Origin of the sequence: Rhizobium changzhiense, from assembly GCF_013087625.1 — a bacterium.
Taxonomy (GTDB): domain Bacteria; phylum Pseudomonadota; class Alphaproteobacteria; order Rhizobiales; family Rhizobiaceae; genus Rhizobium; species Rhizobium sophorae.
This window is the reverse complement of sequence record NZ_JABFCQ010000003.1, coordinates 229,476-253,117: the sequence shown is the minus strand read 5'-3', so window position 1 is coordinate 253,117 and position 23,642 is coordinate 229,476. Positions and strand designations below refer to the sequence as shown.

The following is a 23,642-nucleotide window of genomic DNA, read 5'->3' as shown; positions in this document are numbered from 1 at the left end:
GAAGCCACCCCAAGGCTTTCCCGGAAAACGCCTATTCGGCGATCGACCATTTCTGCGGGTTGGCTAGGTAGGGGCCGCCGCCCGGCGCCGGCGTCCAGACGAAATCTTTGACCTTGGTCGAGACGATGCCGTAGCGGTTCGCCACCCAGAGCGTCGCCCAGGGCAGGTTCGTGTTCATCACCTTGCAGACATCCTGATAGGCGGCATCCCGCTTGGCGCTATCCGGCTCGGCCAAGGCACTATCGAGCGCCTTGGTGAGGTCAGGCATGCGAACCCTGGCGACATTCGGTCCGGCCGGAGGGATCTGCTTCTCGTTGAGGCCGACATTGATGCTTCCGGCATCCGGCCCGTTCTGCAGCCCGGCATAAACCAACTGGAACTGGGCAATATCCGGCGCCGCATTGAGCACGATGCTGTTATAGGTCGGCGCATCGACGGCGCGCGGGACGATGTTGATGCCGACCTGGGCAAGCATCGCCTGGACGGCGGCAAGGACGTTGGTGGCCAGCGGCGTGGTGTAATAGGTCAGAAGCGTGATCGGCTTGCCGCCGTTGATCTGGTCCCAGCCGGCTTCCGTCAGCAGCTGCTTGGCCTTCTCAGGATCATAGGCATAGCTGTCGATGCCCTGAGGTATCAGCTGTTCGGCGACATACGCGCAGTTGGCAGGCTTGGCCGCACCGCCATAGAGGCTCTGGATGATGGCATCGCGATTGATCGCGTACATAACCGCCTGGCGGACGCGCACATCCTTCCAGAGCGGGGATTCGTGGTTGAAGCCGAGATAGTTGACGACGAAAGAGTTGCCTTCGATGACCTGGAAGTCCTTGTTGTCCTTGAAGGTCGGCACGTCATTGGAATCGACATAGGTGAACTGGATTTCGCCGGATCTCAGCGCCGCGATCGCCGCGGCCGGGTTGGCGAAATAGCGATTGATCACGCGTTCCAGTGCGGGTTTGCCGCCGCGATAATCGGTGTTTGCGGCAAGTTCGACATATTGATCCGAGACGTATTTGGTGAATTTGAACGGACCGGTGCCGATAGGAGCGGTCGACCACCAGGTGTTCTTCGCCAGCTGGTCGGCCGGAATCGAGGAGAGCGCATGCTCGGGCAGCATCATCACCTTGGTCATCGTGTCGGGAAAACTGCTGCTCGGGGCGCTGAGCTTGATGACAACCGTGTGCTCATCCGGCGTCTCGACGGACGATATGCCTTTCAGCCGGGCAGCGAGCACCGAGCCGGTTTTCGCATCCATAGCAAGGCCCATGGTGAACTTCGCGTCCTTGGCGGTGAACGGTTTGCCGTCATGCCATTTGGCGTCCGCCAGCTTGAACGTGTAGATCATCTGGTCGGAGCTGACCTCGTAGGAGCTTGCCAGCGCGCCGACGACCTTCTGCAGCTTCTCGTCATAGGTGATCAGCGGTTCGTAGTAGACGCTGAGCCAGGTGAAGCCGGCGGTCGCGGCGAGCGGATTGAAGTTCCCCTGGAAGCCTCCGGGGCCGACATCGAAGCCGCCCGACAGCGTGGCTGCCTGCGCCTGGTTTGCAACGCCGGAAACGACAAGAGCCGGAACGGCAGCCGTCGACAGCAGGGCGCCAAGCGCAATAACGGATAATCTAGACAGTCTTTTCATGTGTTCCTCCCACGTTTGAACTTGTCTTGTTGTTGGCAATCACTCGGGCAATGCCCTCGTAGTGACGATCCAGGCGTCTGCGCGCCTCCTCCGGATCTTTTGCCTCGATCGCATCGACGATCGCGGCATGGTCGCGCCACGTCGCCATCGGATCGGCATTTTCAAGATTGACGAAGTCGGATGCCTTGTAGAAGGCGAGCCAGAAGACATCGATCAGCCGCACGAGCGTTTCATTGTCCTGGCAGCGAAACAGCAGTCGATGGAACAGCTGGTCGTCTTCCGCGAAGGTTTCGCCCCGCTCGGCATGGGCGCGCATTCGATTGACGGTGGAGTGCAATTCGGCAATGTCCTCCTCGCCGATCACGTCGATCGTTTTGCCGATCAATCCCACTTCCAGCGTGCGCCGGATTTCAAGCACCTCCTCGATCTGTCGCAGGGCGCCGCCGAGGCCGTAAGCGAGGTTGTCGAGAAGCGGCTCGAAGGAAAAGGCCTTCACGAAGATGCCGACGCCGCGTCGCGTCTCCAGCACGCCGAGCGATTCCAAAGCCTTGATGCCTTCCCTCAGCGAATTGCGGCTTACCCCGAGCTGGGTGGCAAGCTCTCCTTCCGCCGGAAGCAAGGTTCCCGGCGCAAGACCATTGTCGTCGATATAGGCGCGCAGACTTTCCTGTACGGAGACATGCAAGAGCGGAGCGCGCGTCAGCGGCTTCATCGATTTCAATGTCATGCCCGGTCACTTTCCCGCATCGCCGATAAGATACTCCTTACATATCGACTTGTAGGATATCTGTCAAATGGTCAGGTTGGGATAACTGACGTCGAGCCGGCTTGCAGCCGGTTGAGGCGCTCGTTTTTGGGGTCAGTAAAACGGGCAACAGCTAGTCGGAGGCTTCATCGGCCTCTGGACTATGGACTATGGAACATAACGCAGTTGCGGCCGGTCTTTTTGGCAAGGTAGAGCGCCGCATCCGCTTGGCGCTGCATATGCTCTGCCGACACGAGTTCACTGTTTTGCATCAATATCGCTATTCCGATGCTGACAGTGACCCAGGGGCCGACGCGGGAGGTAGGATTGGGAAGAGACGCCGCTTCCACTCGGCTGCGAATTCTCTCAGCGACCACCCCGGCCTCTTGTTCATCAGAGCCAGGGAGAAAGACAAGAAACTCTTCGCCTCCGTACCGGGCGACCTGGTCCCGCTCGTCTCTCATGCAGCTCTGAATGATGCCGGCAACTTTCACCAGGCAGCGGTCGCCTTCGGCATGTCCGAGATTATCGTTGAGATGTTTGAAGTCGTCGACATCGCACATCAGCATCGCCGCGCCGCTCGTTCGTTTAAGGTCCTCGTTCCAGAAATGATTTAGCGTTTCCATCATCGAACGCCGGTTGGCGACACCGGTCAACGGGTCGGTCCGCGCCAGCAATTCCAGCTGTGAGTTGGCGTCGGTAAGCTCCGCGAGGCGACTTCGATCTCGCAACTCAAGCAAGAAAGTCTTCTGAGCGAAGATGGTTGCGGTGCGTCGGGCAACGACGGTTGCAGCCACGCCGCTTGCGAAAAACAGCGTCCCGGCCAGAGCACTCCCCGCTTCGATGCCCGGATTGCGCAGTTGAAACACAAGGTAAATACCGAGGGCAGCAGCACCGATCGCCATCGCCCAACCGAGTGGAATCGGAAATATGATAATGGCAGTGACGGCCACAAAAAGCATGATGGTCAAATGCCGCTCATAAAACTCGCCACCGGTGTTAACGCCCACCAAGGCGACCGACAGGAGGATGAGAAAAACAGCCGAGAGGAGGAAAACTCCCTGCACCCACAAAGCATGCGGCCGCAGGAAGGCTATCGCGGCGACAAGAGCCGCGGGGGGAAGGATAGATGCTGGCCAAAGCATCGACATCACGGTTTCGGTCGGAAGCAAGATCGCGTTGAGGCCCAACGTCAGGACGTCGAGCACGATAACCCAAACCATCCAGGCGCGGATGATCTTGGCAGTCCGCGGCCAGGAGCGTTCGCCAAAAAGCCGGGCCAGTTCCCCATTGAGGCGGATATCACGCGTACGTCCACCGAGCAGGCGCTCGACTTGCTCGACGATGGCCGGGCTCAACCTCTGGAGAGGTTTCCGCGAAGACGCCCTTACCGGTTTGATAGGAGCTGTGGTTCGCTCGGTATCCATGTGTCGGATCTAGGGAGCAGACGACCGGAGACAAGGCGAGCCGCGAATTCCGCCCCCAAAGACGATATGCTTGCCCTAATGATTTTGTACCAGGGGACGACAGTATGTCGTTAACGTGTCATATCGGGCCAAAGTCTCGCTCGCGCCAGGCCGAATTCTCGGCTCGATTTTTCATGGCGATCACCTTTCGGTCGGTAGACCGACGCGTGATTTGCCCTCCGGTCAGAGCCGGATAGCAAGCGCTCGACGTGACGTCTCGTTTCCGAGTGACCGCCGCTCACGCCGTGACCTGATTTCGCAGCCGGCCCTCGTCGAGCAGGATCTTGACCGTCTGCGCCGCGTTGTGGCGCATCTCGATGGCCGCATGATCGGAGTAGAAGGCATTGTGCGGCGTTATCACCAGCCGCCCCTCAAGCCAGTCACTCCTATCGCGCCATGCCGTCAGCAGCGGATGCTCGCGCGGCGGCTCCTGCGCCAGTGTGTCGATTGCCGCCGCTGCGAGATGGCCATTTCGCAGTGTGGCTTCGAGCGCATCGAGATCGTCGAGCAGCTCTCCGCGCGCGGTGTTGACCAGGATGGCTCCGCGCTTGAGCCGGGAAAGTCCATCCGCGTTTAGAATGCCGCGCGTCTGGTCGTTTGCCGGGCAATGCAAGGTGACGATATCCGCCTGGGCGAAGAGGTCATCAAGCCGGTTGGCGCGTTCATAGCCGATCGCCTTCTCATGGCCGGGCGGCTGGCCCGGATCATAACCCAGGATGCGGAATCCAAACGGCTTCAGGCGGTTCACCACCGCTGTGCCGATCCGCCCGACGCCGACAACACCCACCGCGGTCCGGTTCGAGCGGCTGAGCGGCTTGAGGCTATGGACCTGCCATCCGGATGTATAGCCACGGGCGCGGGCATCATGCTCCCAGAGTCGCCGGTGCAGCGACAGGATCATCGCCACGGCGTGGTCGGCGACTTCCTCGGTGCCGTAATCGGGATTGTTGGCGAACGGGATGCCTGCATCAGCCAGTGCCGAAAGGTCGATCTTCTCATAGCCGACACCATAGCGCACGACGCCCCTGCAGCGTGAAAGATGGGCGATGCTGCGCGACCCGAGGCGCGCGCCCCAGACCATCAGGGCATCGAGCCTCGCTAATCGATCTGGATCGAAAGATGCTTCGTCGGTGCTGGCGAAGAACTCGATCTCGACATCGTCGCCGAGCACTTCGGCCTCGAGATCGGGGGCGCCGAACATGTGATCGGTGATGCCGACGACGTATTTTTTTGGTGCAGTCATTTTTTGCCGACCGACTGCTTATTCCGCGGCAATCGCGTCTGCAGTCGAGCGCGCCTTCACAAGAACGGAGGCTTCTGCCAGCGCCTGGTTTACGCGACCGAGAATAGCCGTTGACGGAATGCCATCGGTGAAATCGCGGCTCGAGGCGTAGATTGCCGTCGGCAGAACAAAGGCCTCGAAAAAAGCAAACAGCGGGCGAAGTTGATGCTCGACAACGAGAGAGTGTCGATCGCCCCCGCCGGTTGCCGTCAGGATGACGGGTTTGCCGCGCAAGTCTGCCGGATCGAGTAGATCGAAGACATGCTTGAACAGGCCCGTATAGCTCCCTTTGTAGGTTGGCGAGCCGATGACGAGCGCTTCTGCCTCGATGATTGTTTGGATCACCTTTCTCGCGGCAGAATCGAGGTCCGCGACCGATCTTGCGGCCGCCAGCGAGGTGCCGAGGTCTTCGACGTCGAACACCGCATGCTGCAGGCCGGCCTGTTTCGCCAGCGATTCCGTAACACTCTCCACGAAGCGCCTGGTGCTGGACGGGCGGGAGAGATTGCCCGAAAAGCCGACGATCAGATCGTTGCTCATCTAAATTCCTTTCGCGAGTTCGCCTCGATCATGCGAGGGAGGAGGGAGGTCATCGGGCGAGGCGCTCTGTTTTGCTATGCAGTTTTGAGGACCGTCAGCCCTGCCGGATAGCTCGAGCGGGCAGTTTCCTCTCGGTTCCATCGATCAAAGGCGGCACGGCCCAAGATCGAAATGGATGTATCTTCCTGCGGCGCGTGGACAAGCACGGATTGGATATCCCTGAAATGCCGTTCAAGCCCCAGGTCGGCGCTAAGACCCGGATTGCCGATGCAACGCACCGCGATCTGCACGGCTTCGCGCAGTTGCCGGCCTGCGATCAGCCGAGCCCTTATCATCTTTTCCGCATCGCCATGGTTGGCCTCGAGCGCGCCGAAAATGATCTGCCGGGCGCTGGAAACGAGTAGGTCGATTTCACCCGAGAGCGTCACGAACCGCTCCGTGCGAGCAATGGGATGGCCCAAATTGGCAGGCACGCGCTCATGCGCGAAGCGGATGAAGGCCGCTTGCGCGGCCTCGGCCGCGCCGAGATAGATCGCGGTCAGTGCCAAGGTCATCGCCGCGTGGGCGCGATTGTCCTGCTGGGCAACCGACGGATCGACGAGTTCCAGCACGTTTTCGGCTGGGATCTCGACGTCGGTATATTCGACGTCGTGCGAACCTGTGGCGCGCATGCCCAGGCTGTTCCAGTTCTCGATCACGTGGATGCCGGGCAATCCATTCGGCACGACGAATGTTCCGACGCGAGCAGGCGTTTCATCGGTATGCGCCCAGACAAGGAAATGCGTAAGACCGTATGCGCCGGTGACGAAGCGCTTGCGCCCGGTGATCGACCAGCCGCTTGCGGTGCGGCGGGCGATCGTCGCGGGGAGGCCGCCGCGCGCAGGGGACCCCAGTTCCGGCTCGACGCGTGCGGCGTTGAGCAACAGCGGTTTCTGCTTTGCCTCTGCCAGCAGGTGCCGGTACAGATCATCAGGCCAATGGTTCTTTGCGGCTTGGCCGAGATGATTGAAGATCGTCATGGCGCTGATCAGCGCTACCGAGGGATCACCCCGTCCCAGCGCCGCCAGAATGTGGGCCGCATCAGCCAGCGTCGCGCCTTGACCGCCATAGCGGGTTGCAACGGTGCTCTCTAGGAGGCCGCTCTGATGAACGGCCCGGATACCGGTCCAGGGAAATTGACCGGTTCGATCCGCATCCGGTGCGGCGTCCGCGATAACGCGCACGGTTTCATCTGGAACGATTGTATCATGGGACATGCGGGTCGACGCTTTCTGGCTGTTAAGGCAGTCCTATCCCTAGGCAAAGGACGAGCAGATCCGGCTGCGTTGAGAAAAAGGGGACGTGCAGTCCGGCGCTCGGGCCGGACTGCATGCATCACGCAGCACTCTTCTTCTTATTCGCCTCTTCCCGTTCGCGAATGCCTTCACGCACGAGCGGAAGGATGTAGCGGCCGTAGTCGACCGCATCATTGTAATTGTCATAGCCGCGGATCGAGATCAGATCGCAGCCAAGATCGATGTAGTCGAGGATGGAATCTGCAATGGTGCGCGGCGAACCCACCAGCGCGGTGGTGGCGCCGCTGGCATTGGTCGCGGTCACCGTCGGATACCATAGAGCGCGGTCATGCACGTCACCGCGTGCCGCGATGTCCAGCAGCCGCTGCGAGCCGACATTAGCCGGACGTGCCGCATTGAGCGGCGCACGTGCCAAGCCTTTCTGGCGGTTTTCGTTCAGCTGGTCGAGCACTCTATGCGCCTTCTGCCATGCCAACTCGTCGGTTTCCGCCACGATCGGCCGGAAGGTAACCCATATGCGCGGGCGATCCGCCCGACCTGCCTTTGCCGCTTCCGCGTAGATCCGTTCGATCTGCTGCTTTGTTTCTGCAAGCGGCTCGCCCCAGAGCCCGAAAATGTCGCCCAGTGCCCCCCCGATGCGATACGCGGCATCCGAAGAACCGCCGACCGAAATCGGGATCAGGCCGTTGGTGGGACGCACTGCGCTGCGAAATTGCTTGAACTGGTAGTATTTGCCGTCGAAATCGAAAGGTTCTTTGGACGTCCAGGCCAGACGCAGGATCCGGATGTATTCTTCCTGCCGCTCGTAGCGCTCCTCTTTGTCGAGGAAGTCGCCTTCGCGGGCCTGCTCTTCGTCGCTGCCGCCTGCAATGAAGTGAACGACGACCCGCCCGCCGCTCAACTGATCGAGTGTTGCAAGCGATTTGGCTGCGACCGTCGGGTAGACGGTGTTCGGGCGCAAAGCCACGATGATCTTGATATGCTTCGTGTGTGCCAGGACCGTGGCGCCGAGCGTGAAGGGATCGAAGGAGGAGGAGGAATAGGGGATCAGCGTGTAGTTGAAACCATAGTCATCGAGGGCGCGTGCATAGCGCTCCAGGAAACGAGGATCCACTGGCGCGTCGGGAATGGGATTGAGGTCGTTCGACTCGTTGGGAAAGCTGACGCTAATGAATTCCGCGGACATGTGAGCTCCTTCAGGTTGCAGACCATTGCATTGACGTTAAGGCGCGGCAGCGCCGCGAGGAAGACAGGTCATTCTCTTTCTATCGATTTTATAGAAAATATTCGCTATCGCGACGGATGGAGTAGGACCCGCTCCCCGTCATGGCGTTGACGCAGGCCGTCTCCAACGGTGCTGGTATCGAGCCGCCTGTGCATGGGTTACGAGGCCGGCGACCAGCCAAGTCCTGGAGCGACTGTCTCGGCCAGATCGGTCAGCAACCTTATGTTCTCGGCGAGGCCGAAGCCGGGTGGCAGAAAGAGCACGACCTCGTCCGCGGCGGCGATGCCCGGATCATTGAATACGGCCTCGATCACTTGATCGGGCGTGCCTTGGAAGACAGGCGAAATCTGAACGCCGGCTGGCTGGCTGGCAGGTGCGAGGGCACCTTTGGGACGCGACGCGGCAATTCCCTGAGTGCGACGTTCGAGGTCATAGGCAGCGTATTTCTCTCGAAGTTCGGCGGTGGTCCCAACCAGGATGGATGCGGCGACGGCGACCGGTGGCGGTTCCGTTGCCCACGTCCTGCGCCAGGTGGCGCGGAACGCCTTGATAATGCGAGCCTGGTACTGCCCGAAAGTCTCGCCCTCGGCCTGGTCGTGCTGCACGGTTCCCGAGATAAGCCCGATCCCGAGTTCGGCTGCCTGCACCGCCGAGCTCAGGCTGGCCGAACCTTGTCGAATGCGGGAGCGCAGGGTCGGGCTATGCGGCGTCACACGCAATTCCGCACCTTGCGGAGCGCCCTGGCCCGGCGAAACGACAGTATGGAGGACTTCGCCTGCGATCGCTGAGAGGAAGCGTGCCTGGCGGCGTTTGGCTTCCGTCCGGGCGTCGGTGTCGACCGTACCGAACACAGCGTCGAACGCCGCGTTGGCACCGGTCGAGATGGCAAGCTCCAGCCGGCCATCGATTAGCAAGTCCGTCGTACCGGCCGCTTCGGCGAGCAGGATCGGATCCTGATAGCGCATTGGGATGACCGCCGACCCCAGATTGATACGCTTGGTGTGCTGACCGGCCGCGGCGAAGAACGGAAGCGGTGAGGAGAGGTAATGGTCGAAGTGTCGCTGATAGGCCCATCCCGACTGGTAACCCAGCCGCTCTGCTTCCTTGAACAACTCGATCCCGTCGCGCAGACCTTGCGCCGGTCCGGTCTCGTCGTTGAACGATACCCTGGTGTTGAAACCGAGCCGCTGCTTTGGGCGGAACGACGCGGGCTGAGGATTTACAGGCGCAGCGATGGTCATGCGATCCTTTCCTCGTTGAAAATCCGCCGAGGTTGCGGGTGTGGCGCGCGGGCGATACCAGCGGCGCCCGATGGGATCGATTCCAGCAGCGACCGAGTATAGGGCTGCTGGGGGTTTCCGAAGATGTCGGTGACGGTCCCATGTTCGACGATGCGTCCGCGCTGCATCACCGAGACGGTGTGGGCGAGCTGGCGAACCAGGGCCAGATCGTGGGAGACGAATACATAGGTCAAGCCAAGCTTGGCCTGCAGCGAAAGCAGCACCTCGACGATATCGGCCTGGACGCTGACGTCGAGCGCGGAAGTGGGCTCATCCAGCACGATCACATCAGGCTTGAGGACCAGCGCTCGGGCGATTGCGACGCGCTGGCGCTGGCCACCGGACAAGGCTTCCGGCTTGCGCAAAAGCAGGTGCTCGCCGAGTCCGACATTATCAAGCGCTTCGCGGACTCGTGCGGTCCGCTCTTCGCGGGTTCCGATCTTGAACCGGTCGAGCGGTTCGCGCACCAGCTGCTCGACTTTCCAGGTTGGGTCCAGTGAGGTGAACGGATTCTGATAGACGAGCTGAAGGTGGCGCCATACCGCGCGCAGCGACTCGTGCGAACGACCGTGGAGCTGCTCGCCGGCGACCGCGATCGTGCCGATGTCGGGTTGTTCGAGCCCAAGCAGCAGCCGGATTGCCGTCGTCTTGCCCGAACCGGATTCGCCGACCAGCGCGTGCGTGGTGCCAGCCTGGACGGCAAACGACACGTCGTTGACGGCCGTCAGAACTTTGCCGTCCACCGTGAAAGTCTTGGTGACGCCGCTAACCTCGATCTTCGGTGCCTTGTCGGCTTTGGTCCCCAGAAAACGGAAGGCGGGGTCGCGCAGTGCACGGTAGCGATCGGGGTTGAGGGCGGGGACATCGGCGTGCAGCTTCCTGGCATATGCCGAGGCGGGCGCGGAGAAGACGGAAGCGGTGCTGCCGGCTTCCTGGACGACGCCGTCCTTGAGGACCACCAGTGCATCGGCCCGCTCGGCGGCGATCGCCAGATCGTGGGTGATGAGAAGCAAGCTGATATCCAGCTCGTGCTGTAACTTGGAAAGCAGGTCGAGGATGCGTTTCTGGATCGTGACGTCGAGCGCGGAGGTCGGCTCGTCCGCGACCAGCAGCAACGGGCGTGGAAGAACCGCAAGGCCGATCAACACGCGCTGCAGCATGCCGCCGGACAGTTGGTGCGGGTAGGAGTCGTAAACGCGTTGGGGGTTGTCGAGCCCGACCTGGGCGAAGGTTTCCAGGATGAGCGTTTTGCGGATTGCCTTGTTGGGCTCGTCGATGAGCGCGGCCGCCTCCATCGCCTGGGCGCCGATCGTCCGGACGGGGTTGAGCGAATTGCCGGGGTCTTGCGGCACGAACCCGATAGCGCGTCCTCGCAGCGGCCGGAAACGACGTTCCGAGAGCCCCAGCACCTCCTGGCCGTCGAACTCGACGCAGCCGGTCGCGCGTCCACCCGTGGGGAGCAGTCGCAACACCGCGCGAGCGATCGTTGATTTGCCCGACCCCGACTCTCCGATGAGGGCAAGGCTCTTGCCGCGGCCGAGTTCAAACCCGACGTCGCTGACGACTTCCTGCTGTCCGTAGGAAACCGATAGCCCGTCGATCCGAAGCAGGGGGGCCGATTGCGGGAGCGCCGATCCGGTGGCGTCAATACGGGCGAAAAGCTCAGTCAGTCTGTCTTGCGAAGCCATCGGCTGATCCTGTTCACGGAGAGGACGGTTGCGATCGTAACGAATGCGGGCGCGTAAACGAGCCACGGCCATTTGAGGTAATCCTTGCCGATTGAGATCAGCAGGCCCCAGTCGGAGGCGGGCGGCGGGTCGCCGTAGCCGAGGAAAGCAAGGCTGGCGATCACCAGGATCGAGTCGCCGAACTGCAGCACAGCAAGCGGCAGCACCGAGCGCGACGCGTTCGGCAGCACGTGGCGCCACAGGATGTGCCAGCGCGATCCGCCGAGCAGAAAGGACGATTCGACGAATGTCGCCTGCCGGGTCTTGATGACCTCCGAGCGCATCACCCGGGCGAAGAGGGCCACCGCCGAAACGCCGGTTGCGATGGCGGCGTTCGTGGTGTCGAAGCCGATCGCGGTGACGACGATGACGGCGAGCAAGAATTTTGGAATCGCAAGCAGCACGTCGACCAGGCGCGCAAACAGGGTGTCCACCCAGCCGCCGAAGAAGCCGGCCAAAAGGCCGATGAGGCCACCGGCGAAAACGCCGATGACCACGGCGATCAGTGCACTGGCGACCGAAGAGGCTGTGCCATAGACCACGCGGGTATAAAGGTCGCGGCCGAGGTGATCGGTGCCGAACCAGTGCGCCGCACTGGGGCCTAGCAGCTTCTGAGCGGGAACGCCGTTGACCGGGTCATAGCTCGTGAACAGGCTCGGGGCGAGCGACCAGGCGATCGCCAGCGCGACGATTGCGAAAGAGAGCGCGACGACCGGCGGCACGCGGAAGGCTGTCAGCCGCCCGATCGCGGTGACGCGCGAGGTAGAGTAGGTGGAGGCGAGGGTCATGAGGTCACCGCCTTGGAAATGCCGACGGAACTTTCATCAGCCGTGGTTGGACGACGCTCGCGAGTGCCGAGGAGTTTGACGCGCGGATCGAGCAGCGGGTAGGCAAGATCGGCAATCAGGTTGACGACCACGAAGACCACCGCTGCCAGCGAGACGACCGCTTGAAGCACGGGCAGGTCCTGAGTGCTCACCGACCGCTGCACCAGGCTGCCGAGACCGGTGCGTCCGAATACCGTCTCCGTGATCAGCGAGCCGCCAAGCAGTTCGCCGATGGTAAGCGCGATGACGGTGATGACCGGCAGCGACGATGGCTTGAGCAGGTGTTTGGCGAACAGGCGCATTTGCCCGAGGCCACGACCCCGCGCGACGGCGGCGTATTCCTGGCCGGACTCATGATCGAGGTTGGCGATGAGCACTTCGGCGATTTGCGCAGAGATGGGGATGCCGAGCGCGATGGCAGCGAAAAGAGTCGCCCAGAAGCTGTCGGGCTCGATCACCCGAAAGACGCCGAGCTGGAAACCGAAGAGGTGGATCAGCACCAGGCCGATCACGAAGTTTGGCACCGACAGGAACAATGACGGGAAGCCCCGCAGCAAGCCTTGGCCAAAGTGTTTTGGAAGAAACTGCGTGCCATAGGCGATCACCGCCGCGAGCAGCAGTGCTACTGCGAGGCCTGCGGAAGCAAGGACCAATGTCGACGGCAGCACCTCGGCGATCAGGGTCGACACGGGCCGGTTGGTCCGCATCGACAGGCCCAGATCGCCGGTCACGAAGCCAGAAAAGGATGTCCATAGCTGGACCGGGATCGGCTTATCCAGGCCCTGGGCGGCGATGATCTCCTTGATCTCCTCCTGCGTGAACCCATTCTGCGGATTGTTCAGGACATTGGTGATCGGGTCGCCGGGCAGGATGCTGACAACGACGAAGGTGAAGACATAAGCCAGCAGGATCACGACGATCGCCTGCACGAGGCGTTTTGCGGCGTAGTTTAGGTAGGCTTTGCTCATACCGTCACCTTCTTACCTTGCTCGGTTGAATTGCGGGTTATTCGCTTTTCGTGGCCGTGTAGTAGCTGGCGTAGGCGACGCCGTTGTAGACTTCGCCCTTGAGCTTCGGAGACTGCACGTAGATGCGTTGGACGATCTGCGTGCGTGGGATGAAGTAGCCCTGCTCGAGGATGTATTTCTGCAATTCGTCGAGCAGCGGTTTGCGGCTTTCGATGGAACCGGCGCCGGCGATCTTGTCGCGTAACTCGTTGAGCGTCTTGTCGCTCTCGTCGAGGGCGAACCAGTTCTCGCCGTTGTTGGCGTTCGTCAGGATACTGGCGACAGTGCCGGCGTCGATGAAGCTGCGCGTCACCTCGTAGGCCGGCACAGCCGGACCGCCATATTTGACCTTTTGGCCGAAGGTGACGACATCGTAGGCACGGATAGCGACTTTCCAGCCGATCTTACCGAGTTGCTGGGCGATGAGCTCGTCGACCGATTTCGAGGTTGCGAGGTAGGGGTTGGAATGCAGCGTCAGCACCAGCGGCTGGCCGTTCTTCGTGCGGATGCCGTCGGCGCCCTTGGTCCAGCCAGCCTCATCTAACAGCCTCTCGGCCTTTTCGGGATTATACGCCAGCAGATCGCTTTGGTCGGTCGCACCCGGCACGTTGCTCTGGATGAACGAGGTCGCGAGCTTCCAGTCTGGCGTATAGACGGTGTCGATGATCTCCTGGCGATTGATACCTGCCTGTAGGGCCTGGCGGACTTTTACGTCATCATATGGCGCAAGCTTGGTGTTAACAGCCCAGCCGTTCACAAAGCCGAGATAGCGTGGTGTCGCGATGGTGAAGCCCTCTGACTTGAGAGACTCCAACTCCTGCGGCGAAGCGTTATAAGCGACGTCGGCTTGATCCGACTGAACAGCGGCAACACGCAGCGAGGGCTCGGACACCAGCTTGTAGGTTATCGAGTCAAGAAAAGCCGGGCCAGTGTGGCCGACGGCGGGAGGACCCCAGTTGTAATCCTTGCGCTTGACCAGCTTGACGAAGTCGCCCTCCTTCCACGAGTCGACCACGTAGGGGCCGCTGCCGGAAGTCTTGCTGAGGTCGGCCTGCTGGGCGGCGGGCTGCGCGAGGGTCTTCGGGGAGATGAGGATCGAGCCGTGATAGCCGAGGGTCGGGATGAAGCCGAGCGTCGGCGCCTTGAAGAAGACCTTCACTGTGGTCGCGTCCACCGCCTCGGCATGGTCGTAGGTCTTCGGGAAGAGACCAATCGGGTTGATGCCTTCGCTCTTGCGGCCGGCGTACCAGATGTCGAGGTTGGCGACGACGGCCGACGCATCGAGCGCGGTGCCGTCGGAGAAAGTCACGTCGCTCTTCAAGTGCAGAGTAAACTCGGTGGCCGTGTCGTTCTGCTCCCAACGTTCGGCGATCCAGGGGCTGACCTTGCCGTCTGCATCGACGTAAAGGAGCTTGTCGGTCACATGGCCCCAGATGTGGCCCTGGAAGCTAGAAATCGCGCTGTTGTTCGGGATCCAGGTATCGCCCAGCGAGTCGATAAGGAAGGTGATGTCACCGCCATTATGTGGGCTATCGGCACTAAGAGCCGGATTGAACTCCGCCGTTCCCACCAGGGCGGCGATTGCCAGCGCAGAGGTGGCGATCAGCAGACGACGCCGGGGAAGGGACAACGGGGAAAAGCGTTCGATCATAATGCGGTCCTGTATTGTTTGCCGAGGAGATCACGACGCTTAGCCTAAGCAGGGCAACAGGAGGGAGAAAGACCAGTTGTTCTTTTTCTACTAAATTTATGGATTATTTTGTCCAGTTTCTAGGTGTGTGAGGATCAGCTTTTCCGGGCTTGTCGCGATCCTTGGCGGCGAGGCGTTTTTCGGCCGGCCCGTCGATCATAGCCGCCGGAGCCGAGGACCCCTCGATAGGCCGCGCCGATGTTTGGTGAAAGCCAATCTATCGGTCGCCGGCCCTCGTGCCGGAGCTGTCAGCATTGTCTGCGAAGCTCATTCCCTCGAATATCCGCACCGGAGGCGCTTCGCCGGCGAACCGCTCCGCCTCCACCCTGGTAAGCTGTCCGGTCGAGCCTTGGGCCAATTGTGAGGTTCCGACGTCGCGAGTGAGGATATTCGGGTTGCCGTGGACGCACATGGACTTCTCGGCGGTCGGGTCGTCCGGCTCGAACCATGCGCCCGTCGCAAGCTGCATCACGCCCCTTCGGGCCTCCTCGCTGATCACCGCTGCCGCAAGGCAGCTGCCGCGGGCGTTGAACAGCCTGACGATGTCGCCATCCGAAATACCGCGCTCGGCCGCGTCGGCTGGGTTGATGCGAACCGGTTCCCGGCCCTTGATCTTGGTGGAACGGCTGAAATCGCCGTAGTCCAACTGACTGTGCAGCCGCTGATGCGGCTGGTTGCAGACCAGATGGAGCGGGTATCGGCTCTCGTCGGCCCCAGCCTTCGCGCCGGGAGGATACCATCGCGGATGGCCGCGGCAATCGTCGTAACCGAAGCTTTCGATCGTCTGCGAAAAGATCTCGATCTTTCCGGATGGCGTCCTAAGAGGAAATGCCGCCGGATCCTGCCTGAAGGCGCGCGCCGGACCGCCGTCGTCGGTCTTGAGCGGAAGGCTCAGCTCGCCCCGATCCCAGAACGTCTCGAAGTCCGGAGCATCATGTCCACCGGCTATGAGTGCCGCGCGCGTAGTCTCGAACAAGGCGGACAGCCATTCCCGGCTGGTGCGATTTTCGGTGAACTCCTCGAATTTGCCGAGACGGCGCGCTATCTCGGAGAAGATCTCATAATCATCCCGCGCTTCGCCGACCGGCTCGATCAGCTTCTTCATGGCGACCATCAGCGGATCGCGGTCCGCCGCACCGATATCGTCACGCTCGAGTGTGGTCGTCGCCGGCAGCACGATGTCCGCGTGACGCGCAGACGACGTCCAGGCCGTCTCATGCACGATGATGGTCTCCGGTCTCTTGAACGCCGCCCGCAACCTGTTGAGATCCTGGTGGTGATGGAACGGATTGCCTCCGGCCCAATAGACGAGACGGATGTCGGGATAGCGCATCGCCTGGCCGTTATAGTTGAATGCGTCGCCCGGATTGAGGAGCATATCGGCGATACGCGCGACGGGAATGAGATCCGCCACAGGATTTTTGAACTGGCTCAGCGTCGGCAATGGAACGCCAAGTTGGCCCTTGCCGATATTCCCCAAGGCGCCGAGGGAATACGAATAGCCGCCGCCATCCAGTCCGATCTGCCCGAGCATTGCGGCCAACACGACGCCCATCCAGACCGGCTGCTCGCCATGGTCAGCTCGCTGGAGGGAATGGCTGACGGTAATCAACGTTCTGGCGCTTGCCATACTCCGCGCTAGATCAATGATCAGGTCGGCGCCGATTCCGCAGATGCCGGAAGCCCATTCCGGGCTTTTTTCGACACCGTCGGTCCGACCGAGCAGATAGTCCTCGAAACGCTCGTAGCCAATCGTATAGTTCTCGAGAAATCCGCGGTCGTGCAGTCCTGCACTGACGAGCGCATGCGCAAGGCCGAGCATCAGCGCGACATCTGTGCCCGGTATGATCGACAGCCATTCCGCATTCACCTCAGCGGGGAAATCGTCTTTCAGCGGGCTGACGAGAATGAAGCGGGCGCCGCGGACGCCCGCGCCGTTCAACTTTTGGCGCACGATATGCGCGCTGATGCCCCCACCATGGACATCCGCATTCTTGGTCGCCATTCCGCCGAAGGCGACGATCAGTTCGCTGCTCCGTTCGATAGCATCCCAGGTGACGCTCTTGCGGTCGAAATGATCGTATGGTCCCAACACGTGCGGGAGGATGACCATTGCAGCACCGGAGCTGTAGGTGTTGACGGAACTGACATAACCACCCAGCACATTGAGAAACCGGTGGATCTGGCTTTGTGCATGATGGAAGCGTCCGGCACTCGACCAGCCGTAAGATCCCCCGAACACCGCTTGCGGGCCAAAGTTTCCGTAAACGCGCTGCAGTTCTTTTGCGACAAGCTCGGCTGCGCGCGGCCAGCTGACCTCGACATAGCCGTCCGCTCCGCGATTCTGCGCGTGATCCGGCGTGCCTTCGAGCCAGCCGCGCCGGATCGCCGGCCGCTTGATCCGCATAGGGCTATGGGCGATCGCCGGAATGTTGCCCAGCAATGGCGAAGGATCCGGATCGCCCGGATGAGGCCGGACTTCAAGTCTTCCGTTTTCGTATCGGCCTGAAAACACGCCCCAATGGGAACTGTGGGTCTTGAAGCTTTTCATCTGACGATATCCTCGGTGATCAAGCCGTTTTCAGAGTACAGCGCCGTACGTCTTTCAAGACGTGCCAAGGATGCTGTAACACTTTGAAATGCTGCATAATTTTATCCCTAAATCGATTCCCGATTTAAGGAATTATGCAGTAGCCGGTGAACCATGGTCCGGAAGAATTTTGCCGGGATTCATGATGCCTTTCGGATCGATGGCATTTTTGATGACCGCCATGAGATCCACGGCATCTCCGTGTTCCTGACGCAAATATTTGATCTTGCCCGTGCCCACCCCATGTTCGCCCGTCGATGTGCCATCGACTGAAATCGCATATTCCACCATCCTCTTGTTGATGGCGGCGACCTCATCGAGTTCTGCCTGGTTCGTCGGATCGACAGCGAAGACAACATGGTAGTTGCCGTCGCCGACATGGCCGAGAATCGCGGCCGGCACGCTGCAGCTCCGCAGCAGTTCGCGTGTATCGAGAATGCAGGCGCTGAGCTGCGATACCGGCACGCAGACGTCGGAAGACCAGCCTTTGGCATTCGAACGCTGGGACACGACGGCATAAAACGCATTGTGACGCGCCTTCCAGAGGCGGTTGCGTTCTTCCGGCGTAGTAGCCCACTCGAAGTCCTTGCCACCGTTGTCCCCGACGATGCCGGCGACCATCTCTATCTGTTCCTGCACGCTGGCCGGAGAGCCGTGAAACTCGAAGGCCAATGTGTCCTCGATCTTCAAGGATAGGTTCGAATAAGCGTTGACGGCTGCAATCAGACCGCGATCCATCAGCTCCATCCGCGCGACCGGAATGCCGAGCTGCACGACCGCGATGGCCGCAGCAACCGCCTGTTCGACATTCTCGAACGAGCAGAGCGCGGCCGAGGTCGTTTCCGGAATGCCATAAAGCCGAAGCGTCACCTCAGTGATGATGCCGAGGGTTCCTTCCGAGCCCACGAAGAGCCGCGTCAGATCGTATCCGGCCGACGACTTTCGTGCCCGCCCACCGGTTCGGATGATCTGACCGCTCGGCAGAACGACGGTTAGAGACAAGACGTTTTCGCGCATGGTTCCGTAGCGCACGGCATTCGTGCCTGATGCGCGGGTCGATGCCATGCCGCCGATCGAGGCATTGGCGCCCGGATCGATAGGGAAGAACAGGCCCATGTCACGCAGGTGCGTGTTCAACTGCTCGCGGGTCACGCCAGCCTCAACCGTGCAATCGAGATCCTCGGCGCTGATGCGGACGACCTGCGACATACGGGAGAGATCGATGGAAACACCGCCCCGTACCGCGGTCAGATGGCCCTCGAGCGAGGTACCGGCGCCGAATGCGATGACCGGCACGCCTTCAACCGAGCAGAGCCGCACAGTTGCCGCGACCTCCTCCGTGTTTTCCGCAAAGACGACCGCATCCGGAATCGCGGCGACGTGGTGGGATTCACCGCGGCCATGCTGTTCCCGCAAGGGCTGCGATGTGGAGAAGCGATCACCGAAACGGTCGTGCAGCGCCTCGGTAAGGGCAGGGGAGAGCGCGCTCACTTGTCGGCTCCACGCGATATCGGTGTCTTGAACGAGCGGTCAAGAATGACGCGGCCAGGATGATCGAGATGCATCGCCAGCCATTCGGTGGAGACCAGGGAACCCGGTAAGCAAAGAGACATGAGAAACCCCGGAATTGCGATCTGAGGTTTGCGGCCCCCGGCTGCGTTCGCGCGGGCGCACCCCGATTTTACGACAGGATCAGGCGACCAGTTTTGCGCCCTTGAGATGACGTTCGAGGAAGGGCAGACTGTCTTGGCCCCAGTAAAGCTCGTCCTCATAACGGAATGTCGGCAGCCCAAACACACCGGCGTCCTTGGCGATCTCGTAATTGGCCTTCCATATCGACAACACGGTGTCGCTCTGGGCACGCTCATCCAACGCTGTACCATCGAAGCCCGCGGCATCCGCGATCGCGCGACGGACCTCTGCGTCACCGATATTTTCTCCGCGCAACCAGAAGGCCTCCTGTAGCGCTTTCGTCAGCCTGAGCCAGTCTTCTCCCGCATCGATGGCGGCAAGGATCATGAAACCTGCCGGCGTCGGGTCCGAAAGGGCTGCACGGTTTTCGAAGTTCAGCGTTTTGCCCCGGACGGCCGCCCAACGCTTGAGATCCTTCGTCCAATAAGCGCGACGGGCCTCCGGCCGGTTACGAGAATAGATGGCGCCGTTATCCTCAATCAGGGGGATGACATAGGGGCGGATCGTCGCGTTTTGTTCGGAAGCGAGTGCCGCGAATGGCTCCAGACCGATGAAGGCCCATGGCGAGCCAATGCCGAAGAAATAGTCAATGATCTTTGTCATATTCTGGTGCTCTCAGGATGTCCGGTCGTGTGGGATCGCGGCGTCGAATACAGAAAGTGCGCAGTCTCGGGCGACGAGAACCGCTGTTGGATCACGTCCGACTGCCACCGTCGCAAGCGCGCCTTCATAAAGAAGCGATAGATGAGCAGCAGTATGGTCAGGCCCCAATTCGGCTTTGGAGATAATGGCGCGGAAGATGTCGCTCACGGCCTTCTTATGCGTTCGGGCGACGGATACGACGCGTTCTGAGTCGCCATGCTCGGCCACCGCAAGAGCAAATGCGCAGCCCCGGAACTCCGGGCTGTCAGCCTTTTCATACAGGCGCTCGAAAATAACTCTGAGCTGGTCTCTCGGAGCACCGGTCGCGTCCAAGGCCTCCTGCAAGGAGCGAACAACACGTTCGTGGCGATCCTGGAGATAGGCCGCAACAAGATGATCTTTGGACGGGAAGTGTCGATATAGCGTTGCTTTTGCAACTTTCGCTTCTTCGATAATGCGATCTATCCCAACAGCCCGAATACCTTCGCTGTAAAATAGCCCGCCGGCTGCGGTGAGGATCTGATCTGATATGGGTTCTCTCATTGGATCGCTTCAGGTTGGTGGTTGCATCGTTGAACAATTGGAAGGCGACACATAAGGTCGTTGCGGCGAGACCGGTATTGCTGCCTTGATAGGGCCTGTCGACAAGTGATTGAATTGCGTCAAGCGCCAGTGCTTCCGTGAAGCCGCCCTGATGCTCCAATCTGCCTGCAAGATTCTGGACGACCTCATTGTAGGGTGTCGGAATATTGTGCAAACGACCAAGCAGGACGATTTCGCCGTTGAGAAAATCGACTTCACTCGAAGCGCCTGTGGTAAAACTCTGCCAAGTCGATTGTTGACCGGGACGGATGCCACTGTCCTGAGCTATGCGCCATCCTGAAAGATCTATGGTCCGCTCAGACGGTGAGGCGAGGTTGTAACCGGCAGCCTCTAGAACTTGGCGAGCTTCATTGACCAGCGCATCGGCGATTGAGACGCGGACATCCTCGGCCCCAACGAACAATTCCAAGACGTTTCGAACGTTGTGTAGAAGTTTGGCTGATTTCCAACGGCGGATATCATTGCTGGTTTCCGCCAGATAATGAGCGCGGTTGAGGTCCGCCGCAATCTGCTCGGCTGTTTCATCAGAACCCGATGGGAAACGCCCTATGGTGACCACGCCGACCTGCGGATCACCCGCCACTGCAACGGAGCCCGTTTCGGTAAACCGCGCTGGCGTCAGAATACTAACCCCATACACCCTGGCGAAAGTTCTGAGGGCAATTGCTTCTGTCGCCAAGCCATTTTGAAAGGTGACGACCGGGAGACCGGCAGCCGTTCCACCCGCTGAATCCGACACTTGACGCCATGACCAGGAGGCCAGGGAGTTTGCCGCGTCCTGAGTTTTGACCGTCAACAACAGGATATCATCGAGGGTCAGTTCGGGCGGGTCGCTGACGTCGAAAGCGTTAAGCCCGATCTGTCGCTTGCCGGAGGGACGCTGGTAGTTCAGACCATGCTTCTTTATATGGCCGATCTGCGCGCCGCGTCCGACGAGCGCATATGGGATGCCGGAAAGTTCGAACTGCGCAGCGAGGCTCGCACCAACCGCGCCTGCCCCCACGATAACGTATCGTGTCATCTCTCTTCTCAAATCTGATTTATGACCAATGCGGACTGATGTGTGGAGGTCGACAAACCCACGTTGGAAGCATAGGCACGCAAATGGATTGAAGAAAGACAGGTCGTTCTCTTTCTCTTCATTTCGTAGAAAATAGTTTGGAATCTGGACGTTTTACGGCCACCTTAATCTCCGCCGACCGTGGAATAAGAAGCATGCTGCCCTCGGTTCGATCCTCATCAAGACCGTCACCCGCATCGGCACCTCACAAAGTCTATATCAGGACGGGCATGCGACCAGGGAACCAGCCCGCGTTTCGAGACCACATGATCGCAGCCAGGTCGAAACCATGCCCACGGTCCGTACACCCTTCCAGCCTGTCTCGTCACCGCCATCGAGAAAAGTCACGCGTTAGCACCCACCGGCTGGAATGCTTTCCGAACGCGCATCGCTGCAGCCGATCCGACTTGCGTTGCCCGGACAGACCACTCGCGGCGAGACTTCCGGCCCGCGCCAGACGCTCGGTTGATCGGAGGACCGGCGGGGCGCGCGTTTCGATCGGGCGCTAGACGAGCGAGTCCACGACGCCGCCATCGACTCTCAGCGCCGCACCCGTCGTCGCGGACGCCTGGGGGGACGCGACGTAGACCACCATGTTCGCAACCTCCTCGACAGTTGCCGGCCGCTCGATGATGGAGGTCGGGCGATGTGTCTTGACGAAGTCGATGCCGGCTTGCTCGAAGGACCGCTCGGCGGTGACATGCCCCTTGAGCAGCTCGGCGGCGCCTTCGGACATGGTCGGGCCCGGTAGCACCGAGTTCACCGTCACTCCCGTTCCAGCCATGCGCTTGGCAAGACCGCGCGCAACCGCAACGTCGGCGGTCTTGCTGACGCCGTAGTGGATCATCTCAATGGGAATATTGAAGGCGGATTCCGAACCGAGGAAGATGAAGCGCCCCCACGACTTGGCAGCCATTTTCGGAAGGTAGGCGCGAGCCAGCCGCACGCCTACCATGACGTTGACCTGCCAGTGGCGGTCCCAGATCACATCGTCGGTCTCGAAGAAATCCAGCGGCTGAAAAATGCCGAGGTTGCTGACGACGATGTCCAGCGCAGGTTCGGCCCGAATCATGGCGTCACAGCCCTCAGCGCTGGCGAGGTCGAGCGCATGACCGCGCGCACGGCTACCGAGGCGCTGCATCGACCTTCGGCTGGGTGCGGCCGTTGATAATGACTGCTGCGCCCGCCTCATGGAGCCCACGGGCAATGGCAAATCCGATGCCTTCGGTGGACCCTGTGACGAGGGCGACTTTACCTGAAAGGTCGATGTTCAACTTGCTTCTCCTGGAAAGATTGGCCGGGCGGCGCGTTCATCGCGCCGCCACCAGCGTCTTGGACGGAGCCGGCTTCCGACCCAGTGATTTCCGTTGGGCAACGCACCGGAGCGGCTTACGCCGCCGCGTCCAGAGTATTGAAGGCGGCCCGGTGCGACGCGACGAAGTCCTGAACGGTCATCGGCGGCACGCCCGTCACTTCGGCGATGATCTTGTCGGCGCCCGAGAAGATGCCGTTCTGGTAATCGAGGGCGATCGCGCAGAAGTGCTGGATCAGAAACTCGGGCAAGCCGAACTTTTCGAGGCGCACGCGATAGGCGGGGATGGTCAGCGGCCGGTAGCTGATCTTGCGGCCGAGCACCTCGCCGATCGCCGCGGCGATGCCCGGCTGGTCGAGCTCGGTCGGTCCATGGAGCGTGTAGGTTCTGCCGATATGGGCGGCCGGCTCTACCAGGAGCGCGGCGATCAGCCGGGCCTGATCCTCAGCAGCGATCGGAGCATGACGGCCGGCGCCATAGGGCAGATCGATGATGCTCTGTTCGACGATGGTCTTGCGTGCAAACGGGTAGAGCAGCCATTGCGAGAAGAAGGTCGGGCGCAGATGCACGGTCGGAACGCCCGACCAGTCAAAGATCCGCTCGGCGATCCAGTGATCGCGCGCCGCATGGCTCTTTGAGTCTTCGCGCGCGGAGATCTGCGACATGTTGATCACGGCCTTGAGGCCGGCGCGCCTGGCCGCATCGGCGAAATATGCCGTCGTCTGAATGATGCCGGGACGGACGGGGTAGCAGAAATAGGCGGCGGCGGTGCCGGCGACGGCGCGGATAACGTCGTCATGCTCGAAGAGGTCGCCGACCACGACCTCCGCGCCGTCACAGCGAAGCGCCTCGGCCCGCTGGTCCTCCTTGTGGACCATAGCCCTGACGGCATGACCATTTTCGAGCAGACGTTGGACGGTGTAGCGGCCGGTCTCACCGGTCGCGCCGGCAACGAGGAACGTGTCAGTCATTTCTATCTCCTTGTGTGTGGCTGCGTCATTATGTGTGTAATTACACACTTTTGGGTAA

17 protein-coding genes and 2 pseudogenes are annotated in these 23,642 nt (G+C 60.9%); all 19 read right to left on the bottom strand.

Annotated features, from left to right (window positions below):
- Nucleotides 1-31 precede the first annotated feature (31 nt).
- On the bottom strand, nucleotides 32-1,630 hold the full coding sequence (locus G9X68_RS16290) for an ABC transporter substrate-binding protein (RefSeq protein WP_171603272.1): 1,599 nt from the start codon (nucleotides 1,628-1,630) through the stop codon (nucleotides 32-34).
- Nucleotides 1,614-2,357, bottom strand: a complete 744-nt coding sequence (locus G9X68_RS16285; RefSeq protein WP_171603271.1) for a FadR/GntR family transcriptional regulator — start codon at nucleotides 2,355-2,357, stop codon at nucleotides 1,614-1,616. Before G9X68_RS16285 ends, G9X68_RS16290 begins: the two co-directional genes overlap by 17 nt.
- 179 nt (nucleotides 2,358-2,536) lie before the next feature.
- On the bottom strand, nucleotides 2,537-3,802 hold the full coding sequence (locus tag G9X68_RS16280) for a GGDEF domain-containing protein (RefSeq protein ID WP_171603270.1): 1,266 nt from the start codon (nucleotides 3,800-3,802) through the stop codon (nucleotides 2,537-2,539).
- Nucleotides 3,803-4,079: 277 nt separating this feature from the next.
- Entirely contained in the window at nucleotides 4,080-5,084 is a 1,005-nt protein-coding gene (locus tag G9X68_RS16275; protein WP_171603269.1) for a C-terminal binding protein, read from the bottom strand.
- An 18-nt stretch (nucleotides 5,085-5,102) separates the two neighbouring features.
- The gene (gene msuE / locus G9X68_RS16270) at nucleotides 5,103-5,663 is read right to left on the bottom strand and encodes an FMN reductase (RefSeq protein ID WP_171603268.1); all 561 of its coding nucleotides are present in this window, start codon (nucleotides 5,661-5,663) and stop codon (nucleotides 5,103-5,105) included.
- 74 nt (nucleotides 5,664-5,737) lie between these two features.
- A complete protein-coding gene (locus G9X68_RS16265; RefSeq protein ID WP_171603267.1) occupies nucleotides 5,738-6,919 on the bottom strand; it encodes an acyl-CoA dehydrogenase family protein in 1,182 nt (393 codons plus the stop codon).
- Nucleotides 6,920-7,037: 118 nt separating this feature from the next.
- Nucleotides 7,038-8,144: an LLM class flavin-dependent oxidoreductase gene (locus G9X68_RS16260; RefSeq protein ID WP_171603266.1), complete on the bottom strand. Its 1,107-nt coding sequence runs from the start codon at nucleotides 8,142-8,144 to the stop codon at nucleotides 7,038-7,040.
- A gap of 197 nt (nucleotides 8,145-8,341) precedes the next feature.
- Nucleotides 8,342-9,424 carry an LLM class flavin-dependent oxidoreductase gene (locus G9X68_RS16255; protein WP_171603265.1) on the bottom strand — a complete coding sequence of 361 codons (1,083 nt, stop codon included), beginning with the start codon at nucleotides 9,422-9,424 and terminating at the stop codon, nucleotides 8,342-8,344.
- Entirely contained in the window at nucleotides 9,421-11,151 is a 1,731-nt protein-coding gene (locus G9X68_RS16250) for a dipeptide ABC transporter ATP-binding protein (protein WP_171603264.1), read from the bottom strand. Before G9X68_RS16250 ends, G9X68_RS16255 begins: the two co-directional genes overlap by 4 nt.
- Entirely contained in the window at nucleotides 11,130-11,978 is an 849-nt protein-coding gene (locus G9X68_RS16245; protein ID WP_171603263.1) for an ABC transporter permease, read from the bottom strand. The genes G9X68_RS16250 and G9X68_RS16245 overlap by 22 nt, the downstream gene beginning before the upstream one ends.
- Entirely contained in the window at nucleotides 11,975-12,985 is a 1,011-nt protein-coding gene (locus G9X68_RS16240) for an ABC transporter permease (protein ID WP_171603262.1), read from the bottom strand. The genes G9X68_RS16245 and G9X68_RS16240 overlap by 4 nt, the downstream gene beginning before the upstream one ends.
- Before the next feature lie 37 nt (nucleotides 12,986-13,022).
- Nucleotides 13,023-14,675: an ABC transporter substrate-binding protein gene (locus G9X68_RS16235; RefSeq protein ID WP_171603261.1), complete on the bottom strand. Its 1,653-nt coding sequence runs from the start codon at nucleotides 14,673-14,675 to the stop codon at nucleotides 13,023-13,025.
- Nucleotides 14,676-14,931: 256 nt separating this feature from the next.
- Nucleotides 14,932-17,265 (bottom strand): molybdopterin guanine dinucleotide-containing S/N-oxide reductase, encoded by a 2,334-nt coding sequence (locus tag G9X68_RS16230; RefSeq protein ID WP_171603260.1) that lies wholly within the window; start codon nucleotides 17,263-17,265, stop codon nucleotides 14,932-14,934.
- 132 nt (nucleotides 17,266-17,397) lie between these two features.
- Nucleotides 17,398-18,795, bottom strand: a complete 1,398-nt coding sequence (locus G9X68_RS16225) for an FAD-linked oxidase C-terminal domain-containing protein (protein ID WP_171603259.1) — start codon at nucleotides 18,793-18,795, stop codon at nucleotides 17,398-17,400.
- Between the two features lie 201 nt (nucleotides 18,796-18,996).
- Nucleotides 18,997-19,599 (bottom strand): 2-hydroxychromene-2-carboxylate isomerase, encoded by a 603-nt coding sequence (locus G9X68_RS16220; protein ID WP_171603258.1) that lies wholly within the window; start codon nucleotides 19,597-19,599, stop codon nucleotides 18,997-18,999.
- Between the two features lie 12 nt (nucleotides 19,600-19,611).
- Nucleotides 19,612-20,181 carry a TetR/AcrR family transcriptional regulator gene (locus tag G9X68_RS16215; protein ID WP_171603257.1) on the bottom strand — a complete coding sequence of 190 codons (570 nt, stop codon included), beginning with the start codon at nucleotides 20,179-20,181 and terminating at the stop codon, nucleotides 19,612-19,614.
- A gap of 58 nt (nucleotides 20,182-20,239) precedes the next feature.
- Nucleotides 20,240-21,262 (bottom strand): annotated as a pseudogene (locus G9X68_RS16210) (ketopantoate reductase family protein); the annotation flags it as partial.
- 544 nt (nucleotides 21,263-21,806) lie between these two features.
- Nucleotides 21,807-22,575, bottom strand: a pseudogene (locus tag G9X68_RS16205) (SDR family NAD(P)-dependent oxidoreductase).
- A gap of 115 nt (nucleotides 22,576-22,690) precedes the next feature.
- Nucleotides 22,691-23,584, bottom strand: coding sequence for an NAD(P)H-binding protein (locus G9X68_RS16200; protein ID WP_171603256.1), 894 nt, complete (start codon nucleotides 23,582-23,584; stop codon nucleotides 22,691-22,693).
- Nucleotides 23,585-23,642: the final 58 nt, after the last annotated feature.